The organism is Providencia rustigianii (assembly GCF_900637755.1).
Classification (GTDB): Bacteria; Pseudomonadota; Gammaproteobacteria; order Enterobacterales; family Enterobacteriaceae; genus Providencia; species Providencia rustigianii.
Window position 1 is genome coordinate 1,255,859 of the sequence record NZ_LR134396.1, and the last position, 15,864, is coordinate 1,271,722.

15 protein-coding genes are annotated in these 15,864 nt (G+C 38.2%); 6 read left to right on the top strand and 9 right to left on the bottom strand.

Annotated features, from left to right (window positions below; translation table 11 throughout):
* Nucleotides 1-97 precede the first annotated feature (97 nt).
* Nucleotides 98-922 (top strand): SDR family oxidoreductase, encoded by an 825-nt coding sequence (locus EL244_RS05695; protein ID WP_126459402.1) that lies wholly within the window; start codon nt 98-100, stop codon nt 920-922.
* A 52-nt stretch (nt 923-974) separates the two neighbouring features.
* On the opposite strand, the gene EL244_RS05700 is transcribed toward EL244_RS05695, so the two are convergent.
* Entirely contained in the window at nt 975-1,598 is a 624-nt protein-coding gene (locus EL244_RS05700; protein WP_126459405.1) for a glutathione S-transferase family protein, read from the bottom strand.
* Nucleotides 1,599-1,841: 243 nt separating this feature from the next.
* On the opposite strand from EL244_RS05700, the gene EL244_RS05705 reads away from it, so the two are divergent.
* Nucleotides 1,842-3,047, top strand: a complete 1,206-nt coding sequence (locus EL244_RS05705; protein WP_006812649.1) for a serine hydrolase — start codon at nt 1,842-1,844, stop codon at nt 3,045-3,047.
* Between the two features lie 251 nt (nt 3,048-3,298).
* Nucleotides 3,299-4,888: a coiled-coil domain-containing protein gene (locus EL244_RS05710; RefSeq protein WP_126459408.1), complete on the top strand. Its 1,590-nt coding sequence runs from the start codon at nt 3,299-3,301 to the stop codon at nt 4,886-4,888.
* A 54-nt stretch (nt 4,889-4,942) separates the two neighbouring features.
* Here EL244_RS05710 and EL244_RS05715 read toward each other — a convergent pair whose 3' ends face one another.
* The 4 genes from EL244_RS05715 to EL244_RS05730 form a co-directional block, all read right to left on the bottom strand.
* Nucleotides 4,943-6,310 carry an L-serine ammonia-lyase gene (locus EL244_RS05715; protein ID WP_126459411.1) on the bottom strand — a complete coding sequence of 456 codons (1,368 nt, stop codon included), beginning with the start codon at nt 6,308-6,310 and terminating at the stop codon, nt 4,943-4,945.
* A gap of 154 nt (nt 6,311-6,464) precedes the next feature.
* Nucleotides 6,465-7,781, bottom strand: coding sequence for a serine/threonine transporter (locus EL244_RS05720; RefSeq protein WP_006812646.1), 1,317 nt, complete (start codon nt 7,779-7,781; stop codon nt 6,465-6,467).
* Between the two features lie 883 nt (nt 7,782-8,664).
* Nucleotides 8,665-9,273: an undecaprenyl-diphosphate phosphatase gene (ybjG, locus tag EL244_RS05725; RefSeq protein ID WP_112836439.1), complete on the bottom strand. Its 609-nt coding sequence runs from the start codon at nt 9,271-9,273 to the stop codon at nt 8,665-8,667.
* A gap of 429 nt (nt 9,274-9,702) precedes the next feature.
* A complete protein-coding gene (locus EL244_RS05730) occupies nt 9,703-9,966 on the bottom strand; it encodes a GrxA family glutaredoxin (RefSeq protein ID WP_006812644.1) in 264 nt (87 codons plus the stop codon).
* Nucleotides 9,967-10,155: 189 nt separating this feature from the next.
* Between EL244_RS05730 and EL244_RS05735 the strand changes: the two genes are divergently transcribed.
* From EL244_RS05735 to rlmC, 3 genes are all read left to right on the top strand, one after another.
* Entirely contained in the window at nt 10,156-10,518 is a 363-nt protein-coding gene (locus EL244_RS05735) for a YbjC family protein (RefSeq protein WP_006812643.1), read from the top strand.
* 96 nt (nt 10,519-10,614) lie between these two features.
* Entirely contained in the window at nt 10,615-11,121 is a 507-nt protein-coding gene (locus tag EL244_RS05740) for a YbjN domain-containing protein (RefSeq protein ID WP_006812642.1), read from the top strand.
* 7 nt (nt 11,122-11,128) lie between these two features.
* Nucleotides 11,129-12,256, top strand: coding sequence for a 23S rRNA (uracil(747)-C(5))-methyltransferase RlmC (gene rlmC, locus EL244_RS05745; RefSeq protein ID WP_126459414.1), 1,128 nt, complete (start codon nt 11,129-11,131; stop codon nt 12,254-12,256).
* Nucleotides 12,257-12,341: 85 nt separating this feature from the next.
* Here the strand turns inward: rlmC and EL244_RS05750 are convergent, their stop codons facing one another.
* From EL244_RS05750 to artJ, 4 genes are all read right to left on the bottom strand, one after another.
* On the bottom strand, nt 12,342-13,517 hold the full coding sequence (locus tag EL244_RS05750) for a hypothetical protein (RefSeq protein WP_126459417.1): 1,176 nt from the start codon (nt 13,515-13,517) through the stop codon (nt 12,342-12,344).
* A 170-nt stretch (nt 13,518-13,687) separates the two neighbouring features.
* Nucleotides 13,688-14,356 carry an arginine ABC transporter permease ArtM gene (gene artM / locus EL244_RS05755; RefSeq protein WP_006812637.1) on the bottom strand — a complete coding sequence of 223 codons (669 nt, stop codon included), beginning with the start codon at nt 14,354-14,356 and terminating at the stop codon, nt 13,688-13,690.
* Nucleotides 14,353-15,093 carry an arginine ABC transporter permease ArtQ gene (gene artQ / locus EL244_RS05760; RefSeq protein WP_126459420.1) on the bottom strand — a complete coding sequence of 247 codons (741 nt, stop codon included), beginning with the start codon at nt 15,091-15,093 and terminating at the stop codon, nt 14,353-14,355. Before artQ ends, artM begins: the two co-directional genes overlap by 4 nt.
* Nucleotides 15,094-15,105: 12 nt before the next feature.
* Nucleotides 15,106-15,849: an arginine ABC transporter substrate-binding protein gene (gene artJ / locus EL244_RS05765; protein ID WP_126459423.1), complete on the bottom strand. Its 744-nt coding sequence runs from the start codon at nt 15,847-15,849 to the stop codon at nt 15,106-15,108.
* Between the last annotated feature and the right edge of the window lie 15 nt (nt 15,850-15,864).

A 15,864-nucleotide genomic window follows, 5' to 3' on the forward strand; every position in this document is an offset into this window, starting at 1 on the left:
GATAAATTCCTTATAAAATAGCTTCGGAAGTTAAATGATTTTCAGCTAATCTAAGAGTTAGTGATTGGATGATTTATTTAGCCTCTAGGATAGCAACATGAAAAAAATTACTATTATTGGTCTTGGTTGGTTAGGACTGCCGTTAGCAAATGCACTAATGGCGCAAGGGATGCGCGTTACCGGAACCAAAACTCACGCTGATGGCGTTGAAGCCGCAAGGGCGGTAGGAATTGATTGTTATAAATTACAGCTAACGCCAAATATTCAGTGTAATTCAGAGGATCTCAATCAATTAATGAAGGATTCGGATGTGATGGTTATCTTGCTACCACCGTCCAAAGTCACGCTATCTGAATATGTGTTGGCGATTGAACAATTAGTGGATAGCGCTATTGCTTATAAAATTCCGAGAATTATTTTTACTTCTTCCACCTCAGTTTATGGGGATGTTAATGGCGTGATTGATGAAGAATCGCCTTTATTGGGGGAAACGGCATCGGCGAGAGCGTTAATTGCGGTTGAACATTGGATGCATGGCCTACCCAATATTCGCGTAGATGTATTACGCTTGGCGGGATTAGTTGGGGAAAAACGCCATGCAGGACGTTTTTTGGCAGGAAAACAGCAAGTCAAAGGTGGTAACCAGCCGGTCAATATGGTGCATCAAGATGATGTGATTTCAGCAATTATCTTGCTGATCCAACAATCGGAGGGGGGAAATACGTATAATTTATGTGCGCCAGAACACCCAACAAGAAAACAGTTTTATACTCATATGGCGCAGTCTATCGGTTTAGTGCCACCAGAATTTATGGTTGAAGAACATGAAGATGCTGGAAAAACGATTGATGGTGGGTGTATCAGTGCAGATTTAGGATTCGAATACCAATTTATTAACCCCCTTCAGATGCCGATGAGTTAATTGATAGAGAAATATTATCGTGGCGCTAAATAGCTAGTGCCACGATTAAATATTACTTAATTGGCAGTATCACTATTTCTTGGAATGCAGGGCGTTTGGTTAACGCTTGATACCAACGTTCTAAGTGAGGAAATTCAGGGCGTTCAGTTACAATTTCATGCCATGGATAGAATAATGGTGCAATGGCGATATCGGCGATACCAAATGCATTTCCACTAAAATAATCTTGTGTTGCGAGGGTATCATCGGCAATTGTCAGTAACTTCTCGATATTCTGATAAATCACTTTGGCTTGCGCTGGATCTCTATCAGCTTCCGGTACACGCACGATTTTATTCATCATCTGTTTGATGTGGTCAAACAAATTGGCACTGCTCCAATCCATCCATTTATCAGCCGCTGCTTTTTCTTGTAAATCACGGGCTAACAATAGGTGAGAATGATCATATTTTTCCGTAAGGTAACGTAAAATTGCATTTGATTCCCACAGCGTAAACTGATCATCCTGTAGAGTTGGGATGGTGCTGTTTGGGTTCATTTTTTTATATTCTGGTGTATCAAGTCCACCAAATGGACCACCAACATCTTTTTGATTATAAGGAATATTCAGCTCTTTCAAGCACCAGAGTACTTTTTTGACGTTTGAAGAGTTAGTGCGTCCCCAGACAGTTAACATTGGAATCTCCCATGATTGTGTTTGACCCAGTAAAGATAGATGAAATTACCGGAGAGAGAAACCTGTTTGTTGATTGTTGGTAGTCATATCAAACTATTTTGTTTAGGGTATAGGGATGCGTTCAACATTGTCGATATTTTGCTGTATCTGAGTGACTTTTAATTTATTTTTTATGGTTTCTAGTGGAAGAATGTTTGAGTGTTATGAAATGTTTTAATGGTTATGAATTGCAAGGAGTGACCGATGAGTAAGAATATGTTGTCGTTAAAAACTCGAAGTGCGGGAATTGGGTTGAGTATGTTAGTTGTCATGAGCAGTAGCGCGTATGCGGCTCAGACTCCGGTTGCTCCACAAATTGATGCTAAGGCATTTGTGTTGATGGATTATGACAGCGGTAAAATTCTTGCGTCAAGCCATCCTGATGAGCGTTTAGATCCCGCAAGTTTAACCAAAATTATGACGAGTTATGTGGTTGGGCAAGCGGTCAAAGCCGGAAAAATTACACCACAAGATATGGTGACCGTCAGTGAAGCCGCATGGGCAACAGGAAACCCAGTATTAAAAGGTTCTTCATTGATGTTTTTAAAACCAAAAGACCAAGTTTCAGTATTGGATTTAAACAAAGGGATCGTTATTCAATCAGGTAATGATGCCAGTATTGCGTTGGCAGAGTATGTTGCGGGAAGCCAAGAATCATTTGTTGATTTGATGAATAGCTATGTACAGAAAATAGGATTGACGAATACACACTTTAAAACTGTTCATGGTTTGGATTCTGAAGGGCAATACAGTACCGCGCGTGATATGGCGGTGCTAGCACAAGCATTGATTCGCGATGTGCCAGATGAATATATTTTGCACAAAGAGAAAGAATTTACCTTCAATAATATCCGTCAACCTAACCGAAATCGCCTATTGTGGAGCCAAAATCTAAAAGTTGATGGTGTCAAAACGGGGCATACCAGTGGTGCAGGTCATAATTTAGTGGCTTCAGCAACGGATGGTCCAATGCGTTTGATTTCAGTTGTTTTGGGCGCTCCAAGCGATAAAGTTCGTTTTTCAGAAAGTGAAAAATTATTGACGTGGGGATTCCGTTTCTTTGAAACCGTGACACCGATTAAAGGGGATGCGGTATTACAGAAACAGCGTGTATGGTTTGGCGATATTTCTGAAGTTCCTTTGGGGGTCGAAAAGGATGTTGCAGTGACAATCCCTAAAGGTCAACTACAGAACTTGAAAGTAGATATCAAATTAGATAGTGATTCCCTTGAAGCGCCATTAGCACTGAATCAAAAAGTAGGGACGATAAACTTTATCTTGAATGGTGAAGTGGTTGAACAGCACCCATTAGTGGCTAAACAAGCAGTGGAAGAGGCGGGTTTCTTTGGCCGAATTTGGGATTATGTGATGAAAACTATCACAGGCTGGTGGAATGCCATTTTTGGATAAGTCACCTCGAATAATTTAAATTTTATCTAAAGGTCTCGAATGAGGCCTTTTTTATTTGCACTGTATAATATTAGAGAAATTTACAGATAAACTTCAATTGAAATATTTCAAAATAGATTTAATAATCCTCCTAATCCTTTGACTATTAATTATTTAATTTTAATTAATAATTGATTTATCAATCGATGGCTATTTTGTTTTTGTATCAATTAAATTATTTATTTTTATCTATCAAGATGAGGGATTTATCTATGCGCATTTCCATGGAAGACAGAATGCAACAGTTACAAAATCAACCGAATACCAAAGGGATTGGTGAAAACAGTGTACAGGGTGGCCGCGCAGATAACCGTGGTGAAAATAGCGGGGTCATGAAGTCAGGTGATGCAATAGATTCCGGTAAAGGAGGGGGGACTGTCATCGGGGGGAACACCTTAAACTTGCATACTAATAATCATGTTATGCAGGGAGGAATTGCACGTAATGATGGGATAAATGAAGGGGGAATTGAAGGGGGGCATAGTACTAACTTTGGTTTAAATAATAATGAATTGAATGGGGGAGCGGCAAATAATGAACTGGGTTCAACAAACCATGAAAATTCGTTTATTAAAGGGGGTAATGCAGTCAGAGAATTACAAAGTGGTATTGAAAAATATCAAGGTATGCAGAAGCAACTATCTGAAGCTAATCAGGAAATCATTCGTAAAAATAAAGAGTTATTGGCACTTCAAGACAGAATTCAATTACAGCAAGCGGAATTGAAAGAACAGCAACAATTGCTGGCGGATCAAAGTCAACACTCTCAGGAAACTCAGCGTAGATTAAATGAGGCTCAGCAACTGCTAGCGACCAATGAACAAGAGAAACAACAGCTACATTCTGATTTAGCAAAAACCAAAGATCATGTGACACAGTTGCGTTCCGATATGAAGGAACAACGTACAGAAATTGAAGCGTTAAAAAAAGTCGTTGATGAAGGAAAACAGGAAATTGGTGATTTAGAATTTAAATTGGAACAAGCTAATGGAGACAAAAGCAAACTGGAAGAACGACTGAAAAATCAGCAAGAACGAAATAAAAAATACGAAGAAAAAATTTCACAAATTGAATGTAAAATTGATGCTAAAACCAAAGAAATAACGTCATTAAATAGCAAATTACAAGATGAAGATAAAAATCGCCAAGGACTAAATGAAAAAATTAATAGGCTAAATAATGATATTAGTAATTTAAAAAGTATTTTAGACAAGAAAGTGACCAAAGAGACGGAATGTAGCCAAAGAGTCTCTTATCTACAGGATAAACTAGGTAAACTAGAGGTAGAAAAACAAGGGTTAGTTGATTTATTACAACGTGAACTTGAATCATATCGAGATTTAGAAAGACAGTATCGTGAGTTTAAGTTGTCAGTGAAAACTGATCGTGAAATGTTTAGGGAGCTTAGACCTATGCTAGATCAAATTAATCGTTTGGCAACAGAAGGGAAAAATATCTTACACCTGCCAGAAAAATCAGCGACTACGATAACATTATCGGCCTCAGTCTCATCATTAGATGCGAATGAGCCTCCAACGACCGATAAAATCTCTGCTGGTTATGCTCAAAATCATGGGGATAACTCTGGTACCATCCGTGGCGGAGATAGTGTTAGCAACTCAATCGTAGTGAATGGTATGGTTATTGAAAATGAGCAGATTGCCGATAAATTAGCAGAAAGTATGAGTAGTTTAGCTCAAAGTGCTGAAATGATAGCGAAAGAAGCATCTGATTCGATACAGGGGACGGCTGGAGCCGTGGGTGTTTTTGTTCAAACACAAACACCATATCAAGTTTATTAATAAAAAAATGCCTGCAAATATGCAGGCATTTTTACTGAAAAGAATTAGAATAAATTATTCACAGCGTCCTAATTTAATCGCTAAGCCACCTTGGGAGGTTTCACGATATTTTGCATTGATATCTTTGCCAGTTTCATACATGGTTTCAATCACTTTATCGAGGCAAACACTCGGTGCGCTGACACGGCGTAGAGCCATTCGAGCCGCATTGACGGCCTTGACCGCCGCGATTGCATTGCGTTCGATACAAGGAACTTGAACTTGCCCACCGACAGGGTCACAAGTTAATCCCAAGTTATGCTCCATAGCGATTTCTGCGGCAATACAGACTTGCTCAGGGCTTCCGCCCATCAACTCAGCTAGACCTGCCGCAGCCATAGAACAAGCTACACCCACTTCCCCTTGGCAGCCTACTTCGGCACCTGAAATTGATGCGTTCATTTTGTACAGAGTGCCAATCACCCCGGAGACTAAGAAGTAACGGGTATAGGAGTTTTCGTTAACTGGACGAATAAATTTATCGTAGTAAGCCAGTACCGCTGGGATAATTCCACATGCCCCGTTAGTTGGCGCAGTAACAACACGACCACCGGCCGCATTCTCTTCGTTCACGGCTAACGCGTACATGTTAATCCAATCAATCACCGCCATTGGGTCGGTATTATTGACATCCGAAGTGACCAATTGGCGACGTAATGCCGCAGCGCGGCGTGGTACACGTAGTGGGCCCGGTAATAAGCCTTCAGTTGTGACGCCACGTTCAATACCTGCTTTCATGACCTCCCAAACCGATGAGAGATAAGCCGAAATTTCTTCTTTACTGTGTAGTGCTAATTCATTCTGCATGACTAAAGCAGATAAAGATAATCCGGTCTCTTTACAGTGCTTCTGTAAATCTGCTGCATATTTGTAGGGATAAGGAACTTGTACAGCATTTTCAGTTTCTTGACCGAAATGCTCTTCATCGACAATAAATCCACCGCCGATAGAATAATAATTTTTGGTATAAATGATTTTATCGCCTGCAAATGCAGTGATAGTCATACCATTTTCATGTAATGGAAGGTTGGTTGAATGGAAATTCATGCCCCCTTCAGTTGGGAAATCTACTTCATGCTGCCCTTGAGCCAGTAGTAATTTACCGGTTTGCGCAACATTTTTCATAAAGGCTGGGATAGCATCAATATCGATGGTGTCAGGTAAGTTACCTGCTAGGCCCATGATGATTGCCATATCGGTTGCATGGCCTTTACCTGTCAGAGACAGAGAACCATAAACATCAACAGAAATTCGTGTTGTAGAGGTGAGTAAATTCTGGTGGATGAGGTCATCGACAAACTGTTTACCGGCTTTCATTGGGCCGACAGTGTGCGAGCTGGAGGGTCCGATACCGATTTTGAAAATGTCGAATACGCTGATCATATTCTGTAATTCCTATATTAAAGAATCCCCATCATACTGTCATTTACAGGGCCTCTGTTGTCAGTATGGTGATGATATAACATCCCCCAATTAGCCAGATTGATATAGGTTAATTGGGGGCGTGATTTCAATTAATTACGCATTAATTCTTTAATTAGAAGAATAACTTGTAAGTTGCTGCTGAGATTGCGACTAGACCCATGATAACCACAAAAATATTGCTGAGTTTACCTGAGTATTTACGCATTGCAGGAACTTTGCTGATGGCATACATCGGCATTAAGAACAGTAAGATAGCGATAACTGGGCCACCAAGGCTTTCAATGATCTCTAGAACACCTGGGTTCCAAGTTGCCACTAACCAAGTTGTTATCAACATGAAGATCGCTGTACCACGGTTTAATTTTTTGATATTAACCGTTTTACCTTTCGCGCGGTATGCACGCTCAACTAAGCCATTGAAACCTTCACGAGCACCTAAATAGTGACCCAAGAATGATTTAATGATAGCGATGAATGCAATAATTGCTGCGGTATATTTAATGAAAGGCTGATCAAAGTAGCCAGACAGGTAGTCAAGGATACTGATGTTTTGTGCTTTCGCCGCAGCAAGGTCAGCTGAAGATAGCGTGAATACGCAGCTGATGACGAAGAACATAACAGTAAATACCATCAGAATGTGCGCTGAGGCTAGAATGCGTGAACATTTCTTTTCTGCGGCTTCATCATACTCTTCACGTTTTGCAACGGAGAATGCAGAGATAATCGGTGAGTGGTTAAAAGCAAACACCATCACTGGAATTGTTAGCCAGATAGTAATCCAAATACTTTGTCCACCGGTATTTTTTGCTGTTTCTGCTACGTTTGCTAAAGACAGCGTGTCCAGTGCATCAGCACTCCAGTGAGGGATCATATAGATAGAGAATGCAACCAGTACCGCAATGAATGGGAATACTAGGAAGCTCATCACTTTAACAATATATTTCTCACCAAAAGCCACAATTGCCATAACACCACCGACAAGGATCAAAGCTAGCAACCAACGAGGTGGTGCAGCAACGCCGATAAGTTCAGTCAGGAATTTGTTGACGTTATTAGTAATGGAAACACCATAAACTAATAGAATAGGATAAATAGCAAAGAAATAGAGCAGGGTGATCCAGTTACCTGCGGTACGACCAAAATGCTCTTCCACTACTTCAGTAATATCGCCATCTTTCTTTGAACCAGAAAGGACAAAGCGAGTTAAGCCACGGTGAGCAAAAAAGGTCATTGGGAAGGCTAATACCAACATCAGAAGTACGGGTAACAGTCCGCTCATACCTGCGTTGATAGGTAAAAATAAGACACCAGCACCGATCGCTGTACCATAAAGTCCAAGCATCCACACGGTGTCAGTTTTACGCCAAGCGGTCGATTTCCCTGTTTGCGAGGCTGTTGTGTTGATGGAACCAACTTTTGTTGCATCCATAATAGTCTCCAAAAATAAAAGTCAAAAATAAAAACTAGGTGACGAATAATTCGTCTAAACGTTGTAGTGCCTAAATAAGTAGGCTCTTAATCTTTTTGTACGATTAATCAATCGTTCAATAACAATGGCTTTATACGTAACAATCTGATTGGAAATAAAACTAAGATGAATATGAAATTCATTTTCAATCAGTTTTGTAATTTTATAAGTAATTTTTAAAGATGGTTTTTGAGTGTGAGAATCTACATTTTAACAGAACAAAATGCCGTGATCATTATCTCAAAAGAGAAATATCCCCTGCGTTTACCGGTTTGTGGTGAATTTTATAAAAATGTTAACTGAATTTGAGTTAGGTTTAGTTGGCGGGGGATATTCTTAATACCTTGAAAACGATTAACTGACATTTTTATTAATATAAAAATACAAAAGATGAATAATATTATTATATTAACGATTTTTTTATCATTGATTGAATTATAACCATATGCACTTATTTAATTTTAAAATTCTTGAAATTGACTATTTTCACTAGTAGTAAGTTTGATTTAACTAATTGTTTTTCATGTGATTATTGTTATCTTGGCAATTAGTTAATAACGCAATTAATTTTATGGCTGAATCGATGCCTATAAAAAATATGTTAATTAAATTTTAGTATTTGAGATTGGATAAGTAATACTTATTTTTCTTCGCGAAAAATAATGAAAAAGCGTTACAGAATATTTGTTAATTATTTGTGTCAATATTTAGTTGAAAAATTCAAATAAATTTAAATTGATAAAAAAGAAATAAAAACAAACTTTGATTTAGCGCAATATTTTTATGTGGGAGAAATGAGGAAAGGAAGTGCTGGCAATAACAAGTGCCAGCACATTAAATAAGATTATGGCTGCATCCAGCCTTTACGAATTAGTGAACCAAAGATGCGTTCATACAATTGAGTAATAGGTTGCTGGATTTTGTGGCCACCAAGACTCCAAATGAGTTGAGATATACCACAGGCAATAGCGGCAAGGATGAAAGCACCAACCATATCCAGTGGCCAGTGAACGCCAAGATAGATTCGTGACCAAGCGATAGCGATGGCTGGGATCATAAATACCATACCAACCCATGTTCTTAGCCAGAATAAGAAGGCGAATACAAAGGTAAAGACAATCGTGCCATGGTTACTTGGGAATGATGGGGTGGGTTCATGATCCAATAGCGCTTGACCGACTCCCATGACAAATGGGCGATCATGTGGGGCGAGGTAGCCAATCAGCCAAGAAATAGTCAGACCAATGACTAAGGCATAAGCTGTCTTACAGGCAAACGCTCTTTGTCGCATCATATTTTGGGGGGCTCCCCAAAACCAGCAAGCGACAGTAAATAGTGGAAATATGAGGATCATGCGCTTGGCAACAACAGTTGCTAAGGCAATTGTTCCACTTGCAGATTCAGATGTCGCAGTGATCAGGTTGAACAGGTCCAGATTCAATTGTTCCAGCACGATTTAAGTACCTCGGACATTAGTAACTCATGGGTATTAAAAACATAGCAATGGCAATAGGGAGGCGGAGTAAAACGTCATTATTGAGCCTTTGCTACTCAAGGTGACAAATTTACTTTTTGTTAATCATTTACTCAATCAATATTTATTAAATAGGATAGATTTATCAGCGTCATGGGTAAACGATAGAAATAAAAAACCCGATAGCATGAAGTAATCAAATGGCTATCGGGCTCCTCAATATGGGGACATCAAAGAAAAGCAGTGGCATAACTTAGGACTCTAATAAATGAAGAAAGTTCTTAAGGTGATTAGAAAAAAGTCATTTTTTGGTATGATAAATTTTAAATAGCACAAAATGAACAAAAAAAAGCCCCAAAACGACAGGAATCGTATAAGGGGCTTCTTGAAAAGAAAATTGAGATAAATTTATTTATATAGATTCAGATTTTCTTTTGCATAAGCTTCAAAATCAGTGCAACCACCGATATGTTTTTCATCAATAAAGATTTGTGGAACAGTTTCTACCGTTTTACCAACGGTTTTAGACAGGTCTTCTTTACTAATACCTTCAGCTTGAATGTCGACATAGCGATAATCAAAATCGTCACGTTCATTTTTCAGTTTTTCTGCAAGTTCTTTCGCACGAACACAGTATGGGCAACCAGGGCGACCAAATATAACAGTGTACATAATATCTCCTTAAATTTTAGAACTCAGATTCTAATAGTGACTCAAATATTAAAAACAATGCCCAATACTATGCCAACATCAGCTTAGAAATAAAAGTTGAATTTTCCTTTCATAGCTATAGGTAGCATATATAATTCGTAGCAGTGCTACAGATGTCTTAGTGCAGACTTGAATTACAAGGAATAAAAGATGAATAAGCAGGATCAACCTACTAAAAATACAAAAGGAACCATGCGTTCATTAGCGGATATGCCAAAACCTGTGTTGGTTTTGGAGGGAATTGGCATTATTTTATTAATGACCGTATTATTGGCAACCAATGGGTATATCACTCTACCAGAAATATTAGCCAGCTCGAGCGCGATAATTACCATGATATTGGTGGGAGTGGGATGCTTAGTGCCCGCCATGATCAACATTATTTGGCGAGCGGTTCATGGGTTAACTTTTTTGGGAATGGATAATAAATCTACGGGTTCTGACCGTGAGCGAAAAAATCACCAGAAAAAATCGACAAACACCGGTGACAAAGCAGACGAAAAGCAGGATTAAGCATGGTTTTACTGGTGTTTAACTATCAAATGTGTGAAGATTATCCGCTTTTCTATTAGTTATTTTGTTATTTTGAGTTGAAGAAGGTTATTGATCATGGACTCCATTTGTTCCCTAAATATCCCACAATTACGTGAATGGCTTGACCAACTCAAAACGTCCTATTTCGAGTGTGACTCTTGTTCCGCATTGCACCTACCTCATCTGCAAAATATTGAAGGTATTTTTGATGCAAAATTAGACATTGTTAATGATGTTTTGGTGTTATCGGCACTCGCGGAGTTAAAACCAACCGCAATTATTACATTGGTCGCAAATATTAGCCAAATTAACGCCAGTTCACTGACGGCTAAAGTTTTCCTCGAAATCAACAATGAAAATTTACCTAAATTAGTTGTTAGTCAATCTTTTCCTGCAAAAGCCGGGATGAGCTATGAGCAGTTTAAACTCTTTATGGAGCAGGCTGACGAGCAAATATCAGGGATTGTCTATGAGATTTTCAGCAATGATTTGCTGTATACAAACCAAGATGAGAGCGAAGAATCAGACGAAGAAGAGTTTGAATCTGACCCTGATGATAAACCCTCTGTAATTATTCACTAAATATCGTATGCATTGTGAAAAATATTTGGCGGGAGAATGTCACTCTTGCCAGTGGCTTGAACTATCGCCAGAACAGCAACTTTCCCGCAAACAAGATAATCTGCAATCTTTATTGCCATCCCTTGAGTCATCATTATTCTTGACGCCAGCGACGGGGCCTTCTGAAGGTTTTCGCAATAAGGCTAAAATGGTGGTTAGTGGGAGCGTTGAAAAACCAATTTTTGGTATAATTAATCGAGATGGAATTGCGGTTAGTTTAACTGATTGCCCATTATATCCAGCAGAATTTTCCCCTGTATTTGAACAATTGACTCCGTTTATCGCGAGAGCGGGGCTTACCCCCTATAATATTGAGCGTAAACGAGGGGAGTTAAAATACATTTTGCTAACGCAAAGCAGACAGACTGGGCAGTTTATGCTGCGTTTTGTTTTACGTTCTGAGAAAAAAATTGAGCAGTTAATAAACGCATTACCTTGGTTACAAGAAAAACTTCCAGAACTCTCGGTGATCACTGCGAATATCCAACCTGTTCACATGGCGATTCTGGAAGGGGAACAGGAAATTATGCTAACGGAGCAACATGCTCTACGTGAAGTATTTAACCAAGTTCCACTGTTTATTCGCCCTCAAAGTTTTTTTCAAACTAACCCCATAGTGGCAGCGAAACTATATCAAACTGCGAGAGAATGGGTTCAAGAATTAACTATCTCAAGTCTTTGGGATCTATTCTGTGGTGTCGGGGGTTTTGGTTTACATTGCGCTGATCAGAATATCAAATTAACGGGTATTGAAATTTGTGCGCCTGCGATTGAATGTGCCCGCCAATCAGCCCAAGAGCTGGGATTACAAAAAGTGGAGTTTCAAGCGTTAGATTCCACAAATTTTGCAACTAGCCGACAAGATATTCCAGATTTAGTGTTAGTGAATCCACCAAGACGGGGTATTGGTAAGAATCTGTGCAATTATTTATCGAATATGCACCCAGAGTATATTCTGTATTCCAGCTGTAATGCGCAAACTATGGCAGAAGATTTACAACAATTGTCAGGCTATCAAGTCTGTAAAGTGCAGCTGTTTGATATGTTCCCACATACTGCACATTATGAAGTGTTAAGTTTATTGAAGCTGAAATAAATAATTAAGCCGATTTTTTCGGCTTAATTTTTAAAAATAGTCAATGAGTTTAATATTTCATCATGAATATTATTATATAGATATATTATTGGCTTTCTGGATTTAAAAACCTGATTGAGTAATCATTGCCTTTTTCATTTTTTAAAAATCGATAGTAATTTTCATTTTCTTTGACAAAAGAATAAATAAATGTCTTGAAGTGTATTAAATTATCAAAATATTTAACTCCTTTGTTAGGATCAAAAAAGCTATATTCATATTTGCCATTTTTTTGTTTTTTCTTTGAGACTGCACAAGCATGGTTTTGGCTAATAAAAAAATAATAGTGTTCTTTAGGAATGGTGAATTTTGCTATGAAATCTGATAGATCTGTTCTATAAAAAAATAATTCGCTCATTTCATGTTGATGTTTGATATCATTTTTATTGTATTTATCCTGAAAAATAATGTTTTGAGCTAACCAATTTTTATAGCTAGAATTATTATAATATGCACAAGCTTGAATTAGGATTTTTCCTATATCTTGATTGGTGAATTTACCATTTTGTATATTACAAGAGTCTTTTATTTTTTTAACTGCTTCATTGAAATTATTATCTTTAATTTCTAGTTTGTTAGTGTTTTTTCTATGAAAAAACCGGAAAAAACCGCTATGATTTTTAGGTGGAATAGCGTAACGGTATAATTCTATTGCTGTTATATGTATATCATGGAGGGTTTTTATATTCATTTTTTTTTCATCATGAGAATATAATGAATCATTTTTAGCAATGTTAATTAATTCATCCACTAGTGTATTTAGGTGATCTTTAAATTTAATTTCTTTGTGTGTATTATTGCTGGCTGTTATTGAATGTATTGATTTTTTCAAGTCGTTTATGAAAGCGTACTTCATATTAAAACTTTGAGTGTTGATTACTTCGGTACTTAATTTTTCAAAGTATGATTTTTCGATGGCATTTTTTATAATTAATTCTTTATCGTGATTTTTAGCTTTGTTTTTTTCTACATTTTTTTTTAAATGGCTAGTGTCAAATATATCATGACGTATGTTGTTAAATGCATTAATGAATTTTCGTTCTTCATTTTTTAATTTTGACTGTAAATAAATATTTGATAGACCAAAACAATAACCACCAAATACATTGCCTTGATTAGCGACGTTAATTAACTTACTTTGAAATGGTGAGCTCTTTTGGTTGCGTAAAAATCGTCCAAACTGGTTTTGATTAAATGGAATGTCAAAATTGTTATTAATCATTATTTTCCCTATATTAAATGATATTTAATATAAGTATTACGTTTCATATTATTACTGTCTTTCAAAAATCAATTAGCTTGTAATTAATTAGCTATATATTTTTCATATACAAAAAAAACTTGGCGATTAAACCAAGCTTTTCATAAAAATAGCAAACTAAATAGGGGAGACTAGCTACGTTGTTCAAATGCCAGCGCTTTACGCTCAATCAGACGCATAACGATGGTAAGTATCGCATTGACAACAAGGTAGATAATTCCTGCTGCAACAAACGCCATAACATCCCAAGTTTGACCAAATACTTGGCTACTGTAGCCCATAATATCCAGCATGGTGATGGTACTTGCAAGAGAGGTACTTTTGAAGATCAATACCACTTCGTTGGAGTAAGATGAAAGTGAGCGCTTAAATGCATAGGGTAGAATAATCCGCATGGTTTGCAGTTTACTCATTCCTAATGCTTGGCAAGATTGCCATTGACCTGATGGAATGGCTTTCACCGCGCCATGGAATAATAACGTAGAATATGCCGCACTGTTTAATGCGAGTGCAACCATCGCACATACCCACGGTGTTGAAATAAACTCCCATAGTGCAGGGTAATCCTGTAAAGATTTAAATTGGCTAGGGCCATTATAAATCAAGAAAAACTGTACCAGTAACGGCGTTCCGGTAAACAGGGTGATATAAACCTTAACAGCCTGTGAAACAACGGGAGTTTTGAGAGATAGAATCAAGGTAAATAATATCGCGAGGATAAATGCCACCAATAATGCACTAAAAGTCAGAGATAAACTGGTTGGTAATCCGGGCAAAATTTTAATAATTAAATCGATCATTTTGATTCACTCCGCTCAAAACGAGTTGTGCGTAGTTCAATACGTTTTAACACTAACTGGCTTAATAAGGTGATAGCAAGATAGATAAGACCTACGATGGCATACCAAGTGAACGGCTCATGGGTGCGATTCACGATTGTTTTGGTTTGCAGCATTAAGTCATTTACGCTGATTAAGGAAACGAGCGCAGTATCTTTTAGTAAGACTAACCACTGATTACCTAAGCCGGGTAGGGCATGACGCCACATTTGCGGCATGATAAACCGGAAGAAAATCGTACGTTTTGTTAAACCTAACGCTAAGCCGGCTTCCCATTGGCCATAAGGAACTGCTTTTAAAGCACCCCGTAGAGTCTGTGAGGCATAGGACGCATACAAGAGTGCAAGTGCAATAACACCACAAACAAACGGGGTATAGTCGAATTGACCGCTATCAGCGAAGAAAATACTAGGGTCGACTTGCAATGTACCTTGCCAAAAACCAAGATTGATTGCGATCCCGTCACCAAGTAGGTTGATAAGCTGTAATGTACCGAAGTAAACAAACAGCACTACCAGCAGCTCAGGTAAACCACGGATCAGTGTGACCCAGCAAGTACCGAGAAAGGCGACAGGTTTAAATCGAACGGATTCCCACGCCATAAACAACATGGCGAGGATTAATCCAAGGATCAGCGCAGAAATAGCAAGGCCGACGGTGATCCCGGCGGCACTGATTAAAAATAGAAAGTCATTCATTAATTATATCGACTACTGTTGGAACCATTTTTTATGTATAGCATCGTAAGTGCCGTCAGCTTTTACTTCAGATAAGGCTTTGTTCATCTTATCCAGTAATTCTTTATTGCCTTTACGTACAGCGATACCTAAACCAATACCGAAATATTGTGGATCAGTGACTTTATTACCAACCGCAGCTAAATTTTCGTTACCTTTTGTTTTTAACCATTCATCAGCGACAGCAGTATCACCAAATACGGCATTAATACGACCATTTTGTAAGTCTAAAATTGCAGATTGGTAGTTATCGTATGGAACGACGGTCATATCTTTGTGTTGTTCCATGATGTATTTCTGGTGAGTGGTGCCGTTTTGTACACCGATTTTTTTACCTTTTAATTGGTCAATTCCAGTAATTTTATCTTTTACCGCAATAAATTCCGCTGAGTTTGGATAATATGTTTCGGTGAAGTCAACTTGTTGCTGGCGCTCAGGCGTGATGTCAATACCAGCCATTAACGCTTCAAAACGACGGAATTTCAGGCTTGGGATTAAGCTATCAAAGGATTGGTGCGTGAATGTACAGGTTGCATTCATTTTTTCGCACATCGCATTGGCGAGATCCACGTCAAAGCCTACGATTTGGTTGTTTTTATCAAACATTTCAAACGGAGCATAAGTCGCTTCGGTTGCAAAACGGATAGTGTCTTTTTCCGCAGCAGTCGCAGATAGGGTTACAGCGCCTAATAATGCAGCTAATAATAGTTTTTTCATTGCTTAATCCTATAT

What these genes read in the sequence shown, in the direction of transcription:
- EL244_RS05735 (WP_006812643.1), top strand. Translation starts at nt 10,156, where the DNA reads ATGAATAAGCAGGATCAACCTACTAAAAATACAAAAGGAACCATGCGT.
- EL244_RS05715 (WP_126459411.1), bottom strand. Translation starts at nt 6,310, where the DNA reads ATGATCAGCGTATTCGACATTTTCAAAATCGGTATCGGACCCTCCAGC.
- EL244_RS05740 (WP_006812642.1), top strand. Translation starts at nt 10,615, where the DNA reads ATGGACTCCATTTGTTCCCTAAATATCCCACAATTACGTGAATGGCTT.
- EL244_RS05700 (WP_126459405.1), bottom strand. Translation starts at nt 1,598, where the DNA reads ATGTTAACTGTCTGGGGACGCACTAACTCTTCAAACGTCAAAAAAGTA.
- EL244_RS05720 (WP_006812646.1), bottom strand. Translation starts at nt 7,781, where the DNA reads ATGGATGCAACAAAAGTTGGTTCCATCAACACAACAGCCTCGCAAACA.
- EL244_RS05750 (WP_126459417.1), bottom strand. Translation starts at nt 13,517, where the DNA reads ATGATTAATAACAATTTTGACATTCCATTTAATCAAAACCAGTTTGGA.
- EL244_RS05695 (WP_126459402.1), top strand. Translation starts at nt 98, where the DNA reads ATGAAAAAAATTACTATTATTGGTCTTGGTTGGTTAGGACTGCCGTTA.
- artM (WP_006812637.1), bottom strand. Translation starts at nt 14,356, where the DNA reads ATGATCGATTTAATTATTAAAATTTTGCCCGGATTACCAACCAGTTTA.
- artQ (WP_126459420.1), bottom strand. Translation starts at nt 15,093, where the DNA reads ATGAATGACTTTCTATTTTTAATCAGTGCCGCCGGGATCACCGTCGGC.
- EL244_RS05705 (WP_006812649.1), top strand. Translation starts at nt 1,842, where the DNA reads ATGAGTAAGAATATGTTGTCGTTAAAAACTCGAAGTGCGGGAATTGGG.
- EL244_RS05730 (WP_006812644.1), bottom strand. Translation starts at nt 9,966, where the DNA reads ATGTACACTGTTATATTTGGTCGCCCTGGTTGCCCATACTGTGTTCGT.
- EL244_RS05710 (WP_126459408.1), top strand. Translation starts at nt 3,299, where the DNA reads ATGCGCATTTCCATGGAAGACAGAATGCAACAGTTACAAAATCAACCG.
- artJ (WP_126459423.1), bottom strand. Translation starts at nt 15,849, where the DNA reads ATGAAAAAACTATTATTAGCTGCATTATTAGGCGCTGTAACCCTATCT.
- rlmC (WP_126459414.1), top strand. Translation starts at nt 11,129, where the DNA reads ATGCATTGTGAAAAATATTTGGCGGGAGAATGTCACTCTTGCCAGTGG.